Source organism: Flavobacterium sp. PLA-DH12 (assembly GCF_059511845.1).
This window is the reverse complement of record NZ_JCAMPD010000004.1, coordinates 507,688-523,452: the sequence shown is the minus strand read 5'-3', so window position 1 is coordinate 523,452 and position 15,765 is coordinate 507,688. Positions and strand designations below refer to the sequence as shown.

Here is a 15,765-nt window from a genome sequence, read left to right as displayed (position 1 = left end):
TTTTATTAAGAAACGATACTTCTCTAAATAGTTCCTCTCTAATGTACAATCTTGACTATTATTTCTCATCGTAACAAAATTTATTAAATTTAAATTTTGTTACCGAAATATCTAACCTTTACAGAAATGACAAACTAGACGCCAAAACTCATAACTCATAATTCATAATTACCATTCGTCTGTTCTAAACGAAGAAACCGGCAAACCTCCTGCACTAAACAATTCTGCTTTAGCGAAATCTTTCCATAAATAGCGAACTGCAACTGGATTCTTTACTTTATCAGAAGTCAGAACCACTGATTTTCTTCTTACCACAGTTTTTGCTGGATAGAAAACTTTGTCTGCTCCTGCTATTTCAAAACCTAAAACCTCTTTGTCATAAGATGTAATTCCATTTGCAACATCATCAAAAGAGACCGTTACAGCACCGTCTTTTATCTCCATCGATTTGTATTTCGGACTTTCGAATTCGAAACCTTCAATTCCGTACGTTCTTGCCAAAGCCTGAAATGCCAATCGATTTCCTCCTTTTTCTTTATCCATTGGGTGAATATTATTTTCTTCGCCAACGTCCATTAAAACTGCCATTGCTGCATTCGGAATTTCCTTCGAAGCCTTAAACTGCGCTTCTCTGACGTAAGCTGAATTGTATTTTTCCTGATAATCTTTTGGATGAAAGGAAGCATAATTAAACGGTGCGATTTGAGCGAAATAAAAAGGAAAATCTCCTTGATTCCACAATGTTCTCCAACTGCTGACCATTTTCTTCATCAAAGCAGTATATTCAGATGCTCTTTCATAATTCGATTCTCCTTGGTACCAAATACAGCCTTTAATTCCGTAACCAATTACAGGCGAAAGCATGCCGTTAAACAAAGTCGTCGGAACACGATTTGGATCTTTTGCCAATTCTTCTTTTGTAGTCGGAATTTTAGCGCTTGCAAAATCTTTCAGCATTTCCTGATTCATCCAAGCTTCCATGCTCGAACCTCCGTAAGAAACATGAATTAATCCCACAGGAACATTTAAAACTTCCTGCAAAAGCGACCCAAAATACCAAGCCGTCGCACTAAAATTAGACGTCGATTTAGGAGAAGCTTCTTCCCATTTTCCTTCAAAATCTTGTAAAGGTTCCAAAACTGTTGCTCTTGGAATTGTGATTAAACGAATGTTTTTATTGGTTGATCTTACTATGATTTCATTTCCGTTTTTAACGGGTTGTCCTTGAAATCCTTTCAATGGCATCTCCATATTCGATTGCCCTGAACAAAGCCAGACTTCTCCCAACAAAACATTTTTGATGGTTACTTTTTCGTTTCCTTCCGATACTTCAATCGTGTATGGCCCACCAAAAGAAACCGTTTTTAATTCTGTTTTCCATTTTCCAGAATTGTCTGCTTTTACTTTATAGGTTTTAGAATCCCACGAAGTTTTGATTACTATGTTGGCGTTCTTTTCTGCCCAGCCCCAAATTGGCGCATTGGATTTTTGCTGTAACATCATGTTATCAGAGAATAATGCTGGCAATTTGATTTTGGCATTGATTTGATAACTTGCTAAAATCGTTAATAATGCAATAATTGATTTTTTCATTTTTTGTTTTTTTTTTGTCACAGATTAAAAGGATTAGAAAGATTTTTTTTTCGCCACGAATTCACGAATTTTCCACAATTCTTATTCTAAAAATAATTCGTGAATTGTTTTGTCTGTTCATTATCTCACGGATTCTCGCTAATATCTAATCTATGTTAATCATTATAATCTGTCACTTGCTTTTTCAATTGCCACCAGCTTTAGCTGGAGGTTATAAAATATTTGCATTTTTAGGGCTTTAGCCAAATAATTAGTTTGGCTAAAGCCCAATTCTTATTTTCTTCTAAACCTCCAGCTAAAGCTGGAGGCAATTCATATAACTCTTCTTTTATCACAGATTAAATAATCCTTTTTTAATCATTTTAATCTGTGGCTAACATTTATTTCTCCTGTAAAATTATAACCGGCCCAAATAACCCTGCTTTTAACAATGGTTCGCCTTCCAAACGAAATGGTGCTGTTGTCCAGGTTAATCTTTCTTCTTTTGGCAATTTTTGATCGCCGATTAATCTATTTGCCCACGTATTTGTAACTTTTATTTCTATCGTATTTTTTCCTTTTTGCAAAGCTTTTGAAATGTCTGTTTTGAAAGGGAAAGTCCAAAGCGTTCCGCAATCTTTTCCATTAATCTTGATTTCAGCAATATTGGCAATTTCGCCTAAATCCAGCCAGATTTTATCTGTGCTTTTTCCTTTCCAGACAAACTCTTTTTTATAAACTACGGTTCCTGAATAATACTTAATTTGATCATTTTCAGAAGTACTCCAATCAAAAAGTTTGTTTGTTTTAACCACTTCTTTTGCGCCTTTAAATTCAGGATCAAATTGCAATTCCCAGTTTTCATCTAAAGTTTGTACTTTTTCAAATTCAGATGATTTTCCTTGTGCTAAAACTTCTTTTGTTTTCTCTTTAAAAATCACAAAACCAGATTCGTTCGCATCTAAACTTATCGAAACAATTGTTCTTCCGTTTTCTATCTTCCAATTGGCTAAAGCCGAAGTTTGATCTGTTACAGGATTGTACCATTGCGGTACTTTTCCTAAAATTCTGAAAGAAGCATCAAATGTTCTTTTTTCTGCTTTTTGATTGGAAATAAAATAAATATCTTCAGTATCCGATTTACGATGTGCCCAAGCCAATGTTTCTGAATCGGCTCTATTTAAATTAGGAAAATAAATATCCTGAGTAATTCCGATGGAAGCAAAATCATTTCCTAAATACGGTAATTTGACAACCGTTCCTTTTCCGATTTTCCATGTGGAGGAATTGGTGTTATTCCAGATTTCATCAATTACATTCTGCCATTTCTTTTGATTGGTTTCTGATTGAATTCCTGGCTGAAGGTTTGGTTTTTCATCTACAAAAATCGTTGCTCCATCTTCTAACAACTGCAGGATTTTTTCAGCAGAAGCCAAAGAAAGCATCTTATTTGGTGCCATTTTATGACTTCCTGGAAAGAATAAAGCTCCATATTCAATTCCACCATCAAATGTTACTTTACCGTTCTGAACTTTAGCACGATTAATTAAAACATCGGCATTAAATGAATCATATTGATAACCATTTAGCGGATTAATCCATTGTGATAAATCGGTTATATTTTTAGAATAAGTCACTTCTTTTGGCATTTTTGCCGTTGGCTGACCTTCATTTTCTAAACGAATTTTCTCGCTTTCAAGTCTTGCTGCACCAAACACATTCGGAATAAACGGCACTAAACGATCTGGAACAAAAGAACGGGAAGGAAAATCTTCACCAATAAAAACCGCCAAGTCAATTACAGGTTTTCCTTTTTGCAACTGAAACTGCACTCTTTGACAATAATCAAACCAAGCTTTTCCGGGTTTCCACCATGTTTGATCTCTTTGGAAAAAAGTTCCGATATCGTCTAAAGTCATTCCGGGTTTTCTGTCCGTCCACGGATTATGCACAAAAACGTGATAGAATAGACGGTTGATTCCTAAAGCATAATTACGATCTGCAGTGGTTTTTAGATTTCCTGGATGTTCATCCCAATCCATTCGCAAAGCTGTAAAAGATTCTGCTTGAATAATATCTTTTCCGTAAATATGTCCGCCAGAAATAGCATCGACCATATCAAAAGGTTTGTCGTGTGTTGGGCTTTTTAGCCAAAACTCTCCACTTGGATAATCAACATATTTATAATGAAGTAATGCGTCACTTGTAACAACTGGCGCTACATTTTCTGCACTCAGCTTAACATTATATTCTTTAGCAATCTGAGCAATCGTACCATAGAAATTATCGGCAACTAAATCGGCGATTGTTTTTCTAATATCGTATAAAACTTTCTCTGAAAAATCGGTACTTTCTACTGGAATTCCGGCCATAATGGGAAGATATTCTACAATATCATAACCACGTCTCTTTTTAAATTCAGCCTCAAAAACCGAAGACCAGTTTTGGCTTCCACATTCCCAGCTGTCAAAATGAAGGATTTCAAGAACTTTCGAAGCCAATTCTGGCCCAGCAGAACGAACGGCTTCTCCAAACCAATGATCCAATTGAAAACGAATTAATTCCGTATTAAATTTATCAACTTCCAATCCTTTTCCTGCTCCGCCAGTTGCATTTTCATGTCCAGTCGAAGTATGTCCCATTCGGATGATTTTCCATTTTCCTTTTGGCGCTTTCCAATTCAGGTTTCCATCGGCATCAACAAAATTGGAAATATTGATAATCTCTGATTTTTTGAATGCATCAGAATTTGGAATTTCTTTTTCAGTAGTTTGTGGAGTCAAACGCCAGATTGCGCCTGATTTCCCTTCGTAATTATTAATCAGTGATTGATTCGAAAGTGTAATTTTACTCACTTTCAGATTCTGTTTCCATTTCGCAAAATCCAAATCTTCTGCTCCAGGTTCTGTTCCTTTTGGATCATACACAAATCGGAAATATTTTGCTGTAACTGGCGTAATAGTATGTGTATTGGGGAAATCCATATCCTGCCAACCGTGGCGTGGTGCGATCATTCTTTCGTGAAATCTAAAATTAATTCCGTCATCGCTCACTTCTACAATAAGCCGTTGTGCCTGAAAATCTCTTCCTTTGGTTTCAATTACAATAGATTTGCAGGTAAAAGGCTGGTCAAATTCATACTGAATCCAACCTGCATCTGCAAACTTGAAATTTTCATCTTTTTTAGGATTAGCCAAAAAAGATGCATCGGTATTGTTTGATGTTGTCACTTTTGGCAGTTGCACCTGCGAAGTAATTTGATATTCTTTTATCGGAATAGCAAAAGTGGCAATGTCTTTATAATAGTCTTTATAATGTGTTGGAACTGGCAATTTCAGCGCCACTTTTTTTCCACCTGAAATTTCAGTCGTTGACCAGACTACTTTTTGCATAGACATTTCTGGTGTAATCCAAGGCCCACCAGCAACGGCAAATCCGTCAGCTCCGTGAAAAGCTAGTTTTACCCCTAAACGATCTGCTTCTTTGAATGCCCAATGAATCATATCCCAAAATTCAGGCGTCAACTGTAAAACCGGCGGATCTATTAATGGCGGATTGGCTGGCCCTTTTATGGTCATTAAATAAGCACCTGCAATCTCAGCTTGTTTCATAGCTTCTAAATCGGCTGTAATTCCTGCTTTAGAATACGCCGATTTCATCCAATACCAATACACCCAAGGTCTAGAGGATTCCAATGTTGGCTGAAAAGAGGTTTCTTTTTTATGGACTTCTTGTGCAGAGACGATGCTCGCTAAAAGAAGAATAAAAAAGACGTGTTTTTTTTGAAACATTATTCTTTGTTTTTTTTATAATCTGTTTTATCTGCCAAATCTGCGAGAAAAATTTACTCTCGCAGATTTGGCAGATTTGGCAGATTTTTTACTTTTTTTCGTCTTTTTTGTCATTTCGACGTAAGGAGAAATCTTCGTGAGTAGCTCCATATGGTGGATCACCTTTGTAGAGTTTCTTGCGAAGATTTCTCGTCCCTCGAAATGACAAACTGTACCTTAAACTTTTAGTTCTTAATTTTAAAATTATCAATTATCAATTATCAATTATCAAGTCCTAATATTTAAACTTCTTCAAACTACTTTCCAATTGATTTTTTGAACCGCTGAAAGGCGTCAAATAAAAACTATACTCATAATTTCCAGATTTAATCTGATATTGTTCCAATGGCTGTGCTACAATCGTCCAACTGTCGTTTCCTCCTACTCCCATTTGAATTAAATCGATGTTTACAGTCAAGAATCCTGGATCTTTCAAATCGTATGTATGACCTGCTGAACTTAAGTTTTCCTGTGTATACGGCCATGCGCTCATGCTTAAAACTTTGGTATCGTTTACTACTAAAAATCCGTTGCTTTTCTGTGGAGTGCTTAATGCCATCCACCTTACATCACATCGGTTTCCGTTTTCTTGCGGTTTTGGATAATGTTCGATAAAATCATTTATTGGAAGCGAATATTTCCCAACAAACGAACCAAAGCTTCTGTCGCTGTAATTTTCCAGTTCTCCTTTTCCGTACCATGAAATCTGATCGAATTTTCTCTGAACTCCCATCTGCATTCCAATTTTTGGAATATTTGGCAATTTGTTTGAAGCTTTTAAGCTGTAATCTACTTTTATTAGTCCGTTTGGTAAAATGTTGTAAACTACTTTTACGTTCGCACTGTCTTTTATGACTTCATAATCGCTTGTAATTTTGATTTCTGAAGCTGATTTGTCAATTTTAATATTAACCAATTTCGGTTTTGCTTTGTACCATTGTTTCAACAACTTTTGCGATTTCCATCCGCGTTTATCGTTATCTGTAAGCGGTCTTACGAAGTTTGGTAATAGCGGTGCAAAAACTTGTTCTTCTCCGTTAAAAATATACGAACTCAAAGCGCCATTTGTCTTTCCAATCGTAATATCAAATGTTTTTCCTTTGATTTTAAAATCTGAATCTGATTCAGAAACGTTCAGCGTTTCTTTTTTAGATTCTAGCGAAACAGCCTCTTTCTTTTTCAGCAGAAATTGATCTTCCGCGACAGCGTAACCTTTTGAAGCCCATAATTCATCTTTTGAAAGCTGGAATTCTATATTTAAAATATATTCGGCATCAGCTTTCATTTTTGGAAGATAAGAACTGATGTCTAATGCTGTTGATTGTCCTGCTTCTACTTTAAACGGTTTTAAAACCTGAGTTTTAATTACGTTTCCGTTTTCCAACACCTTTAAAACCGGAATATAATCTTCTAAAGATTTAACGGCCTGACGATTTTTAATTTCTAATTGATTTCCTTTTAAAGTCGAAATCGCTGGCTGATACACCCATTTGTTTTCAAAAATAGAACCTTTTGGTTTTCCGTTAGAATCTACAATTCCTTTTGTATTGAAGTTTCCGTCATGATATTTCTCTCCAAAATCTCCTCCATGAGCAAAATAATTCTGCCCTGATCTCGAATCAAATTTCAAGATTCCCTGATCTTTAAATTCCCAAATACAACCTCCAATGACTCTTGGAAGCGAACGAAATTCATCCCATAATTCTTTTAAATTTCCAACCGAATTCCCCATCGCATGCGAATATTCAACGAAAATAATCGGACGAGTATCTTTCTTTTGATCTACTAAAAATTTCGGTGTGAAAACGCCCGGATAAAAACGGCTGACCATATCGACATATGAATCATCCTGCGGATTTTCGAATCGATAAGCGTGATCAATTGTTTTTGGATATCCTGGATCAAGCGGATCGATATATCCGTCTAATTTGGCATTTCCTTGCGCTGGTTCATAATGAACAGGACGTGTAATGTCGAAATCGTGAACCCAACCCGACATTGCAGCATGATTTGGACCTTTTCCGCCTTCGTTACCTAAACTCCACATCACAACCGACGGATGGTTTTTATCTCTTTCAACCATTCGGATCATTCTTTCCATATAAGCATTTGTCCAAAGCGGATCATTGCTTAATTTTCCACCTATTCCGTGTGTTTCCTGATTGGCTTCATCCATTACCATGATTCCGTATTGATCGCATAATTCGTAGAAATAGGGATCGTTTGGATAATGGCTTGTACGTATAAAATTGAAATTGAACTTTTTTATTGTAGTAATATCTTGTTTGATATCCTCTCTCGTAACGGCTTTTCCTCTTGTTGGATGATGATCGTGACGGTTTACGCCATAAACGTAGGTTTCTTTTCCGTTGATGAGCATTTTTCCGTTTTCTTTCGAGAATTCAATCGAACGGAAACCCACTTTACAGCTTTTGGCTTCGGTAACATTTCCGTTTTTATCTTTTATAGAAATGACCATCGTATACAAATTCGGCTCTTCTGAACTCCATTTTTTTGGGTTTTTGATGGTTTCTTGGAAGAATCCGAAACGTACATTATCCAAACGAGGATAACTTTCGTTAATCAAATCGATCACAGGTCTTTGAAGCGGTTCTTTGAAGACGGCTGTATTATTGCCATCATACAATTGAACATTCATCGTATAATCTTTGATTTTTGCTCCAGTTAAATTCTCTACTTTCGGACGCAATTTAAAAATCGCATCAGTATATTGTTTGTCCAATTTAGTCTGAACAAAGAAATCCTGAATACGCAGTTTTGGCTCTGCCATAATGAAAACTTCACGCTGGATGCCACTCATACGCCAATGATCCTGATCTTCTAAATAAGAACCATCTGTCCAACGTATTACACGAACAGAAACTACATTTTCTCCCGCTTTTAAATAAGGTGTAATATCAAATTCTGATGGCAGAAAACTGTCTTCGCCATAACCTAAAAATTCTCCGTTTAGCCAAACTTCAAAACCTGAACTTACGGCTCCAAAGTGCAAAGTCACGGTCATATCTTTCCAGTTTTCCGGAACCGTAAAACTTCTCTGGTAAGAACCAACTCCGTTATAATCTTTAGGAATGTAAGGCGGATTTATAGGCCTAAAAGGATAAACCGCACTTTTGTAAATTGGATTATCGTATCCTTTCATTTCCCAGTTTGAAGGCACTTCGATTTTATCCCAACCTGAAACGGTATTATTATAAAAATCTTTTGAGGCTTCTTTTAGATTTACAGCATATTTAAAATTCCAATCGCCGTTTAGCATTTGGATTCGGCTTTTGGTTCTGTCGCCTTTTAAAGCATCTTCTACACTTGCATACGAATAAGCAGTTGCTCTTGACGGCTGTCTATTAATACTCGTAATTGTAGGATCTTCCCAAGGAGCAAATTCGTATTTTTTATGCAATTCTGGTACTCCCGCTGGTTCTCCTGTTACGGATTGTGCCTGCGTGTAAGTTGTGAATAGTAAAATGTAAAATGTATACGTCAAAAATCGTAATCTGGAAAATGGATTATTGTATTTTGATTTTGATGTAAACATTGGTTTTATATTATTGTTCATTATTATTTTGATTCAATTGTCCCTCTGGGACAAAATTTTCTATGCGCTATTTTTTTTCTACCGACGAGAGCCTCCTAACGGAGTCGTTTCAGTTGGAAGTATTATGGTATTTCATAACTCATAACTCATAATTATTTCTTCTTTTTCTCCGGTGGTGCCACAAAAGTCAATTTGCTTTTTCCTAAATCTTTAGACGTTGCAATGGCAATTCCTCTTTGTTCAGCTTTGTTAACGGCACAATAAAAATGATAGACAACGCCATCATGTTTTACTACAAATGATTTATGCGCAAACAAATCATCGTAAGGCTCAGATGATTTTACTAAATCATCTCCTTTCCAGTCGGTCCAGTTTACTAAATCATTTGAAACGGCAAAACGGTTAAATGCACCTTGATTCCAACCTGTCCAGAAAGCACCGAAATAGAACATTACCCAAGTATCATTAATACGCTGAATATAAGCATCTCCGGAAATTCCTTTATGATGGTTTATTAATGGTTTATCGCCATAACGTTTCCATGTTTTCATATCGTTTGATACTGCCATCGCAATACGCTCAGCACCTTTTGCAGGATTGATACTATCGCCACGGGCATTGTAATACATGATAAAATTGTGTCCTGTAACTTTCTCTTTATCACGAATTACACTGTTTTTATACATCGTACTATTGTCCCACCATTTGGCGTCTTTATCTTTTGGAGTCAAAACCGGATTTTCTAATCTTTGAAATTCGTGTGGTTTTGTTGGTGCTTCTTTGGTATAAGCCATTCCGATTGATAAAACACCAGCTTCATAACCTTTACTATCTCCGCCAAAATAACTCATCCAGTATTTGTCATCGTATTTTTCCCATTCGTAGCTTCCGCCCCAAGTTGGATCTTGCAACGAAATATATCCTGCTTTTTGGTTGACATCCCAGTGTTTTTCATTTTCTGAAAATGACATTACTTTTCCTAGATGTTTCCAATCTAAAAGATTGTCACTTTCTGCTAACCAAGTTTCATAACCTCTTCCGTCGTAAATTAAATACGTCATGTACCATTTGCCATCTTTTCTAAAAACACTAGGACAATCCATTTTGTATGAGTTGTCGGTAGGAACCATCACTAAACCGTATTTATAAGGCGTTTTGATTTCCTCGTAAATCTCCTGCATTACGCTATCGGTAATTTCTCTTTTCTTGTATTTAGTTGCACAGCTGGTTATAGCAAGTGCTGAAACGGCTACGATTAGATATTTAATTTTCATTTTTATATTTTTTTTGCCACTAAGGCGCTATCCCGATAGCTATCGGGACTAAGTTTTATTTTTTTGTTTTCAAACGATCCAATCTCGCAAGGTCACAGAGTCGCAAAGTTTCTATTCTCTATATTCTAAAATCTTGCATCTTGCATCTTGCATCTTTCTTCTTCCCCACTCTCTTCTATTTCTTCAATTCTTTTAATTTAGACTCCATAACGTCTTTATTCAGTTTGACTTTTACCATTCCTGTTGGATGAAATCTTCTTTTTAGGTCGATGGCATTATACACGATTGTGTACACATCGTTTCCTTCTGGAATTAAACAAAGTGGAGTTCTCATAATATCCCACCATTTATCGACTTTGGTTTCGATTGGTAAATAATGTGCTTCTGCCCAATTGATTCCGTCTGCAGATAATGAATACGCAATCATATTTGGCAAATGATGTCCCCAACCGTCTGGGCCTCCGTCGAAAATCGCGATGTACAGACCGTTTGGTAATTGGCTTACAATTGGGTTTTCGACGAATAACGGATGCATGGTCTTAATTGGTTCCAAACCTTTATTCATTCTCAACCAAGGGCCTTCTAAACTTTTAGATTCGGCTAATGCAACAAACCATCCCTTTCCTGATTTTTTCGGATAATCTGCCCATGAATTGAATGGATATGCACCGCTGTAAAATCCGAAGTATTTATCGCCTACTTTATACGGGAAAAAGGAAGCCACACCCTGACGCCCTTCCCAAGGTTGAGAATCTAGTCCGGGCTCCATGATGATTCCCATATCTTTGTAAGGTCCGCCAATTCCGTTGATTCCATCAACCGTTGATTCACAACGCCAAATTCTTCCGAATGAATGATTTGGTTCTATTTCTTTACTTACCGTATACGCCAAATAATAGCCATACCATTTGTTTGCTTTTTCGTTGAAAATTGGCATATAAGACCAAATAGCTGCACGACGATCATTCATTGGGTTATCATCTTCTGTAACAGCATAAGTTCCGCTTGCTTGGTAAATAGTTGATTCTCTTTTCCAATGGATTGCATCTTTACTTGTCCAATGTCCGATTTTTGTTTTTACACGATCGTAATAATAATCAACACCTTTTTCTCCTGCTCTTTCAGTTGGAAACATATGATACATATCTCCGACTTTTACTACACGTCCGCCTTCAAAACCTCCTTGAATTCCTTCTGTTCCAGACATTCCTTCATCAATTACAGGTTTATTTTCTCCACCGATAACTTCAAAAAGTGGTTTTTCATCTGAAAATCCTTCAACGATAAAAGTTGGGTTCCAAAGTTTTCCGTCTGGGAAATTGGCATTTCTTGGTTCTAGTTTTTCAGAAGCTTTTACAACTCCTAAAACTGCAAATAATCCTTTTCCAAAATTTAATGTTTGAGTTCCTTTTGAGAAAGAAATCGCATATATATTTACTGGAGGTAAACCTGTAATGGTCAATCCGTTTTCTAAAATTAATCTGGCATTTTGAAGCTTATCAGCTTGAAGATAATCTGAATTATTTTCTTGAAAAACTCCAATCAAAACCTGAACTTGTTCTTTAAATTTTAATTGTAATGGAGCATTGGTTCCGTTTTTATAATTATCTAAAGGAAGTTCAATTCCTGTTAAACCTTGTAATTCTGGAGCTAAACGAACAATATTGTGTTTACTTCCTGAAAATACATGAGCGTATTGTGTGGTTTTGAACGTTTTGTATTTTGATTTTACAATTTCAAATGAGGCTGTTTTCCATTCTGTTGTTTGTGCTGTGGCTTGGATGCAGACAGCCAATAGCATTAAGAAAACTGTTTTTAATTTGAAGTTGTATTTTGTCTTTTTTGAAAACATTGGTTTTATTTTTTTGTGTTTTGTCATTTCGACCGAAGGGAGAAATCGCAATCGTAACCATAAAGATTGTCGACAATTGTTGCGGAATTTCTAGTGTGATTTCTCGTTCCTCGAAATGACAAACTGAGCGTTATAAGTTGTAGATTAAAAACTAATTACTAAGGACTAATCACTAAGGACTCAAATCGCCTTATAACTCACTTTATACTCTACATTTGGTTTTACAATTAACTGATATTTATTTTTTGATAATTCCTTTATCATTCCAGAGTTTGTTTTGGGCTTAACTGCACTTTCAATAATCAATTTTCCTTGTCCTTCTCCAGCTTTTACTTTGATTTCTTTGGTACTGCAATACACCGCAACTTCTCCGTTTGGTGTTGGCACTTTTCCTTCCATCCATTTTACCCCCCCTAAATTTGGTTTAATTTCATATTGGGAATAACCAGGAGCGGTTGGTTTTACACCCAAATAATATTTTCCTAATAAGTAAATCGGACTTGCTCCCCAAGCGTGGCAAAGGCTTTTCCCGTAAGGACGTCCGTACATCGTTAAATGCTCCGTTCCTTTTTTATTAGGATTGTATTCTTCCCAGAAAGAGGTTGCACCTTCATTCAGCATTCCTCCCCAATAGTTTTTCATTTCTTTTAAAACATAATTCTGTTCGCCCATTGCACACAAGGCTTCCAATTCGTAAAAACGCATGTATGGCGTTGTAATTTGAAGAACATCTTTATTCAGCAACACTTTATTTTTTACGCTTTGTTTTTGTTCTTCAGTAAAATAATTAAAGAAAATACCGAACATATTAGCATATCTAGTTACAATATTTTGAATTTTACCGTCGATACGCTGGTGTTTCATCACGTTTTCTTTCTTATCCCAAAACACATCAAATAATTTCGTTTTCAAATCATTTCCTAATTTTTGATATTGTTTTTGGTCCTCAGTTTTACCAGCAATTTCTGCACTTACAGCCATCGCTTCTAAACTTCTTGCTAAAAGCATTTGCTCAAAACTCACTTCTCCCGTTTTTGGAAGTCCGTCTGCCCAATCAATAAAAACCCAATCGCCTTCTAATGGTTCCAGGAATCCATTTTTGTTTCTTCTTTCTAAACAGAAATCCATAAGCGATTTCATTCTTGGATAAAAAGTTTTGATGAATTTTGTATCGCCTGTATGTAAGTAATAATCGTAAACGCCAACAAACCAATAAAGCGAATAATCCATAATGATATTGACGTGAGCCGTTACAGGATCTTTTCCGCGAAGTGCTAACAATGTTCTTTCTACCGAAGCCGAATCAAAGAATAAATAATAATTCATTAAATAACTCTGATAAGCATCACCAGACCAAACCCAGCGGTCACGTTTAATTCCATCTATGAAAAATTCACGAGAAGTTAAATGCATGGTATAAGCCGACACATCCCAAATTTTATTCAATTGCTCATCCGAAGATTTGAATGAGCCACGATAATCTAATGGCAAATATTCATAAAGCATCGAAATAGAATCGTATTTTACTCCTGCATCTGCTTGCACCTGAACATAGCGGAATGCTTTCGAGCCATCATGTGTATAAGTTTCAGATTGTTTTCCCTCAAAAGATAAATGATCTAAAGTTTCACATTTAGCAGAATCTAAAGCTTCTTCACGAGATTCACCATAATAAAGCGCTAATTTGCCTTTTCCTTTTAAACCATGTATTTTAATGTAACCGAAAGTTTCTTTTCCAAAATCTACTAGTTGACCAGTTCCTATTTTCTCTGTTTTCTTTGCAGTTAAAGGTTTAGTTGTTAGTTTAAAACCCGAAGGTTTATTTTCTGGCGAATTAAAATTCCAAGAACCAACTGGAACCCAAGGTGTACCCGATTGTTGCGCTTTTCCAGTTTCATCAATCCAAAGTTTATCTTCGTTGGTTACTTTCCAAGAAGCATCAGATTTAACGTATTTTCCATTAATAAAAATAGCTGGCAATACTTCCTGATTGTAAACTTTAAAGGAAATTTTGTGTTTTCCCGCAGGAACTGATATTGATTTTGGCTGTCCATAAATCTGAACGCCATCTAAAAGTAATTGAAAAGGTCCTTCTGAAAAGATTTTCACTTCGTCTGGCTTTGGAATCTCTACTTCTGTCTGAAAAGTGACCAAAGCATAAGGACTGTAATATTGCCAAAGCGGAGGAAATACTGCTTCACGCTCTGTACGTCTTACTTGCATTTTATTGCTTAACCAAACTTCGAAATCTCCTGGATACCAGATCCATGTCGCTTCTTTTGTTTTTTCTTGTGCAGATGATAGCGAACAAGAAAAAAGGGCAACAAAAAAAAGTAAAGTCTTAAAAATGGAAAAGCGGTTTAGCATAGTCAGTTTATTTTGGGACTAAAGATAAGTGTTATTTTTACATTTCACAACCTGTAGTATCCTGTTATTTCATAAAAAACTATGATTCTTGATAAATTTTTAAGGGAAAAATTATGACTTATCACTTTTTTAGTACTAAAAAAAATGATGTTAGAATTTTGGGATGCGGATGAGACGGATTCGCTATCGCGAAGACGCGGATGAAAACAGATTTTATTTCTAAACACATAGAAACATAGAATTGCTTTGAACACAAAGGCGTTTCACTGGCATACATATACATAGCTATGTGTTAATGACTAGTCATTTTTTATTCATCTTTATTTCACAAAGAGAATAGAAACCTATGTTTCTATGTGTTAAAAAAATCCACGTCAATCAGCGTCTTTAAAAAGTAAATCCGTCTTATCCGCGTTCTAATTTAGGCTAACCATCTAAGCAATCATCTTTTCAGATTCATTTTCATCTTCTAAAATATAGTTAGAAGGCGTTTTGCCCAAATGCTTTTTAAACATATAAATAAAAGCACTCGCTGTTTCGTAACCCAAATCTAAAGCGATTTCTTTAATGGATTGTTTTTCGCCTAATCTTTTAATGGCTTCCAGTAATTTCATTCTGGTGCGCCAATCGCTGAAATTCATTCCCAATTCTTTTATGAATAATCGCGATAGAGTTCGGCTGCTCATAAAAGAAAGCTCGGCATAATAATCAATTGTTTGTTTACTCGAAACATCACTCATTAAAAGTTCTACCACTTTCTGTAGTCTTTCATCATTTGTAGTCGGCAAAAATGTGGCGCTTGGCATTATTAGAGCCAGTTCGTCTAAAAAGACATAAATGATTCTTAATTGTGATTCTGTTAAATTGCCACTTGTTCCAAAAGAAATGATTTTGAAAACCAACTGCTTTAAAAACATCGGAATATCAAACGAAAAACTCTTTTCTGGCAATCCTCTAATTGCAGAAGGATCAATAAAAACACTGTAATAATTAACGTCTTTCTGAAAAGTAACCTGATGCTCTACTCCGCTTGGAATCCAAAGGCCTTGCAACGGATTTACAACCCAAATGTTATTACCCACCACAACATTCATTACACCACGAGTTGCGTAGATCAATTGTGCTCTTGGATGCGAGTGCGAGATACAGATTTCGTTGTTAACTGTTTCAGTATAACCTATAACCGGGATTGAGGAATCTACTTGATATCCAAAATCCGTTGCTACTCTATATGTCCGATACTGACTATTCATTGTCCAAATATAGCAATTCTGACATTAGTATTCTTTTAATCTTTGCAAAAAATAATACAGC

The 15,765-nt window shown here is 35.9% G+C and carries 7 protein-coding genes; all 7 read right to left on the bottom strand.

The features are described from left to right. Nucleotides 1-168 precede the first annotated feature (168 nt). Nucleotides 169-1,593 (bottom strand): sialate O-acetylesterase, encoded by a 1,425-nt coding sequence (locus tag AC5ZCW_RS10840; protein ID WP_496119722.1) that lies wholly within the window; start codon nucleotides 1,591-1,593, stop codon nucleotides 169-171. Between the two features lie 380 nt (nucleotides 1,594-1,973). After that, nucleotides 1,974-5,363 carry a glycosyl hydrolase gene (locus tag AC5ZCW_RS10835; protein ID WP_496119720.1) on the bottom strand — a complete coding sequence of 1,130 codons (3,390 nt, stop codon included), beginning with the start codon at nucleotides 5,361-5,363 and terminating at the stop codon, nucleotides 1,974-1,976. A 274-nt stretch (nucleotides 5,364-5,637) separates the two neighbouring features. Then, on the bottom strand, nucleotides 5,638-8,979 hold the full coding sequence (locus AC5ZCW_RS10830) for a glycoside hydrolase family 2 TIM barrel-domain containing protein (RefSeq protein ID WP_496119718.1): 3,342 nt from the start codon (nucleotides 8,977-8,979) through the stop codon (nucleotides 5,638-5,640). Nucleotides 8,980-9,110: 131 nt separating this feature from the next. Continuing rightward, nucleotides 9,111-10,232, bottom strand: a complete 1,122-nt coding sequence (locus tag AC5ZCW_RS10825) for a glycoside hydrolase family protein (protein WP_496119716.1) — start codon at nucleotides 10,230-10,232, stop codon at nucleotides 9,111-9,113. Nucleotides 10,233-10,407: 175 nt separating this feature from the next. After that, a complete protein-coding gene (locus AC5ZCW_RS10820; protein WP_496119714.1) occupies nucleotides 10,408-12,084 on the bottom strand; it encodes a hypothetical protein in 1,677 nt (558 codons plus the stop codon). A gap of 180 nt (nucleotides 12,085-12,264) precedes the next feature. After that, a complete protein-coding gene (locus AC5ZCW_RS10815; protein WP_496119712.1) occupies nucleotides 12,265-14,451 on the bottom strand; it encodes an alpha-L-rhamnosidase-related protein in 2,187 nt (728 codons plus the stop codon). A 434-nt stretch (nucleotides 14,452-14,885) separates the two neighbouring features. After that, nucleotides 14,886-15,704, bottom strand: coding sequence for an AraC family transcriptional regulator (locus tag AC5ZCW_RS10810; RefSeq protein WP_496119710.1), 819 nt, complete (start codon nucleotides 15,702-15,704; stop codon nucleotides 14,886-14,888). Nucleotides 15,705-15,765: the final 61 nt, after the last annotated feature.

Excerpts from the sequence above, each read along its gene's own strand:
- AC5ZCW_RS10840 (WP_496119722.1), bottom strand. The coding sequence starts at position 1,593 with ATGAAAAAATCAATTATTGCATTATTAACGATTTTAGCAAGTTATCAA.
- AC5ZCW_RS10815 (WP_496119712.1), bottom strand. The coding sequence starts at position 14,451 with ATGCTAAACCGCTTTTCCATTTTTAAGACTTTACTTTTTTTTGTTGCC.
- AC5ZCW_RS10810 (WP_496119710.1), bottom strand. The coding sequence starts at position 15,704 with ATGAATAGTCAGTATCGGACATATAGAGTAGCAACGGATTTTGGATAT.
- AC5ZCW_RS10825 (WP_496119716.1), bottom strand. The coding sequence starts at position 10,232 with ATGAAAATTAAATATCTAATCGTAGCCGTTTCAGCACTTGCTATAACC.
- AC5ZCW_RS10830 (WP_496119718.1), bottom strand. The coding sequence starts at position 8,979 with ATGAACAATAATATAAAACCAATGTTTACATCAAAATCAAAATACAAT.
- AC5ZCW_RS10820 (WP_496119714.1), bottom strand. The coding sequence starts at position 12,084 with ATGTTTTCAAAAAAGACAAAATACAACTTCAAATTAAAAACAGTTTTC.
- AC5ZCW_RS10835 (WP_496119720.1), bottom strand. The coding sequence starts at position 5,363 with ATGTTTCAAAAAAAACACGTCTTTTTTATTCTTCTTTTAGCGAGCATC.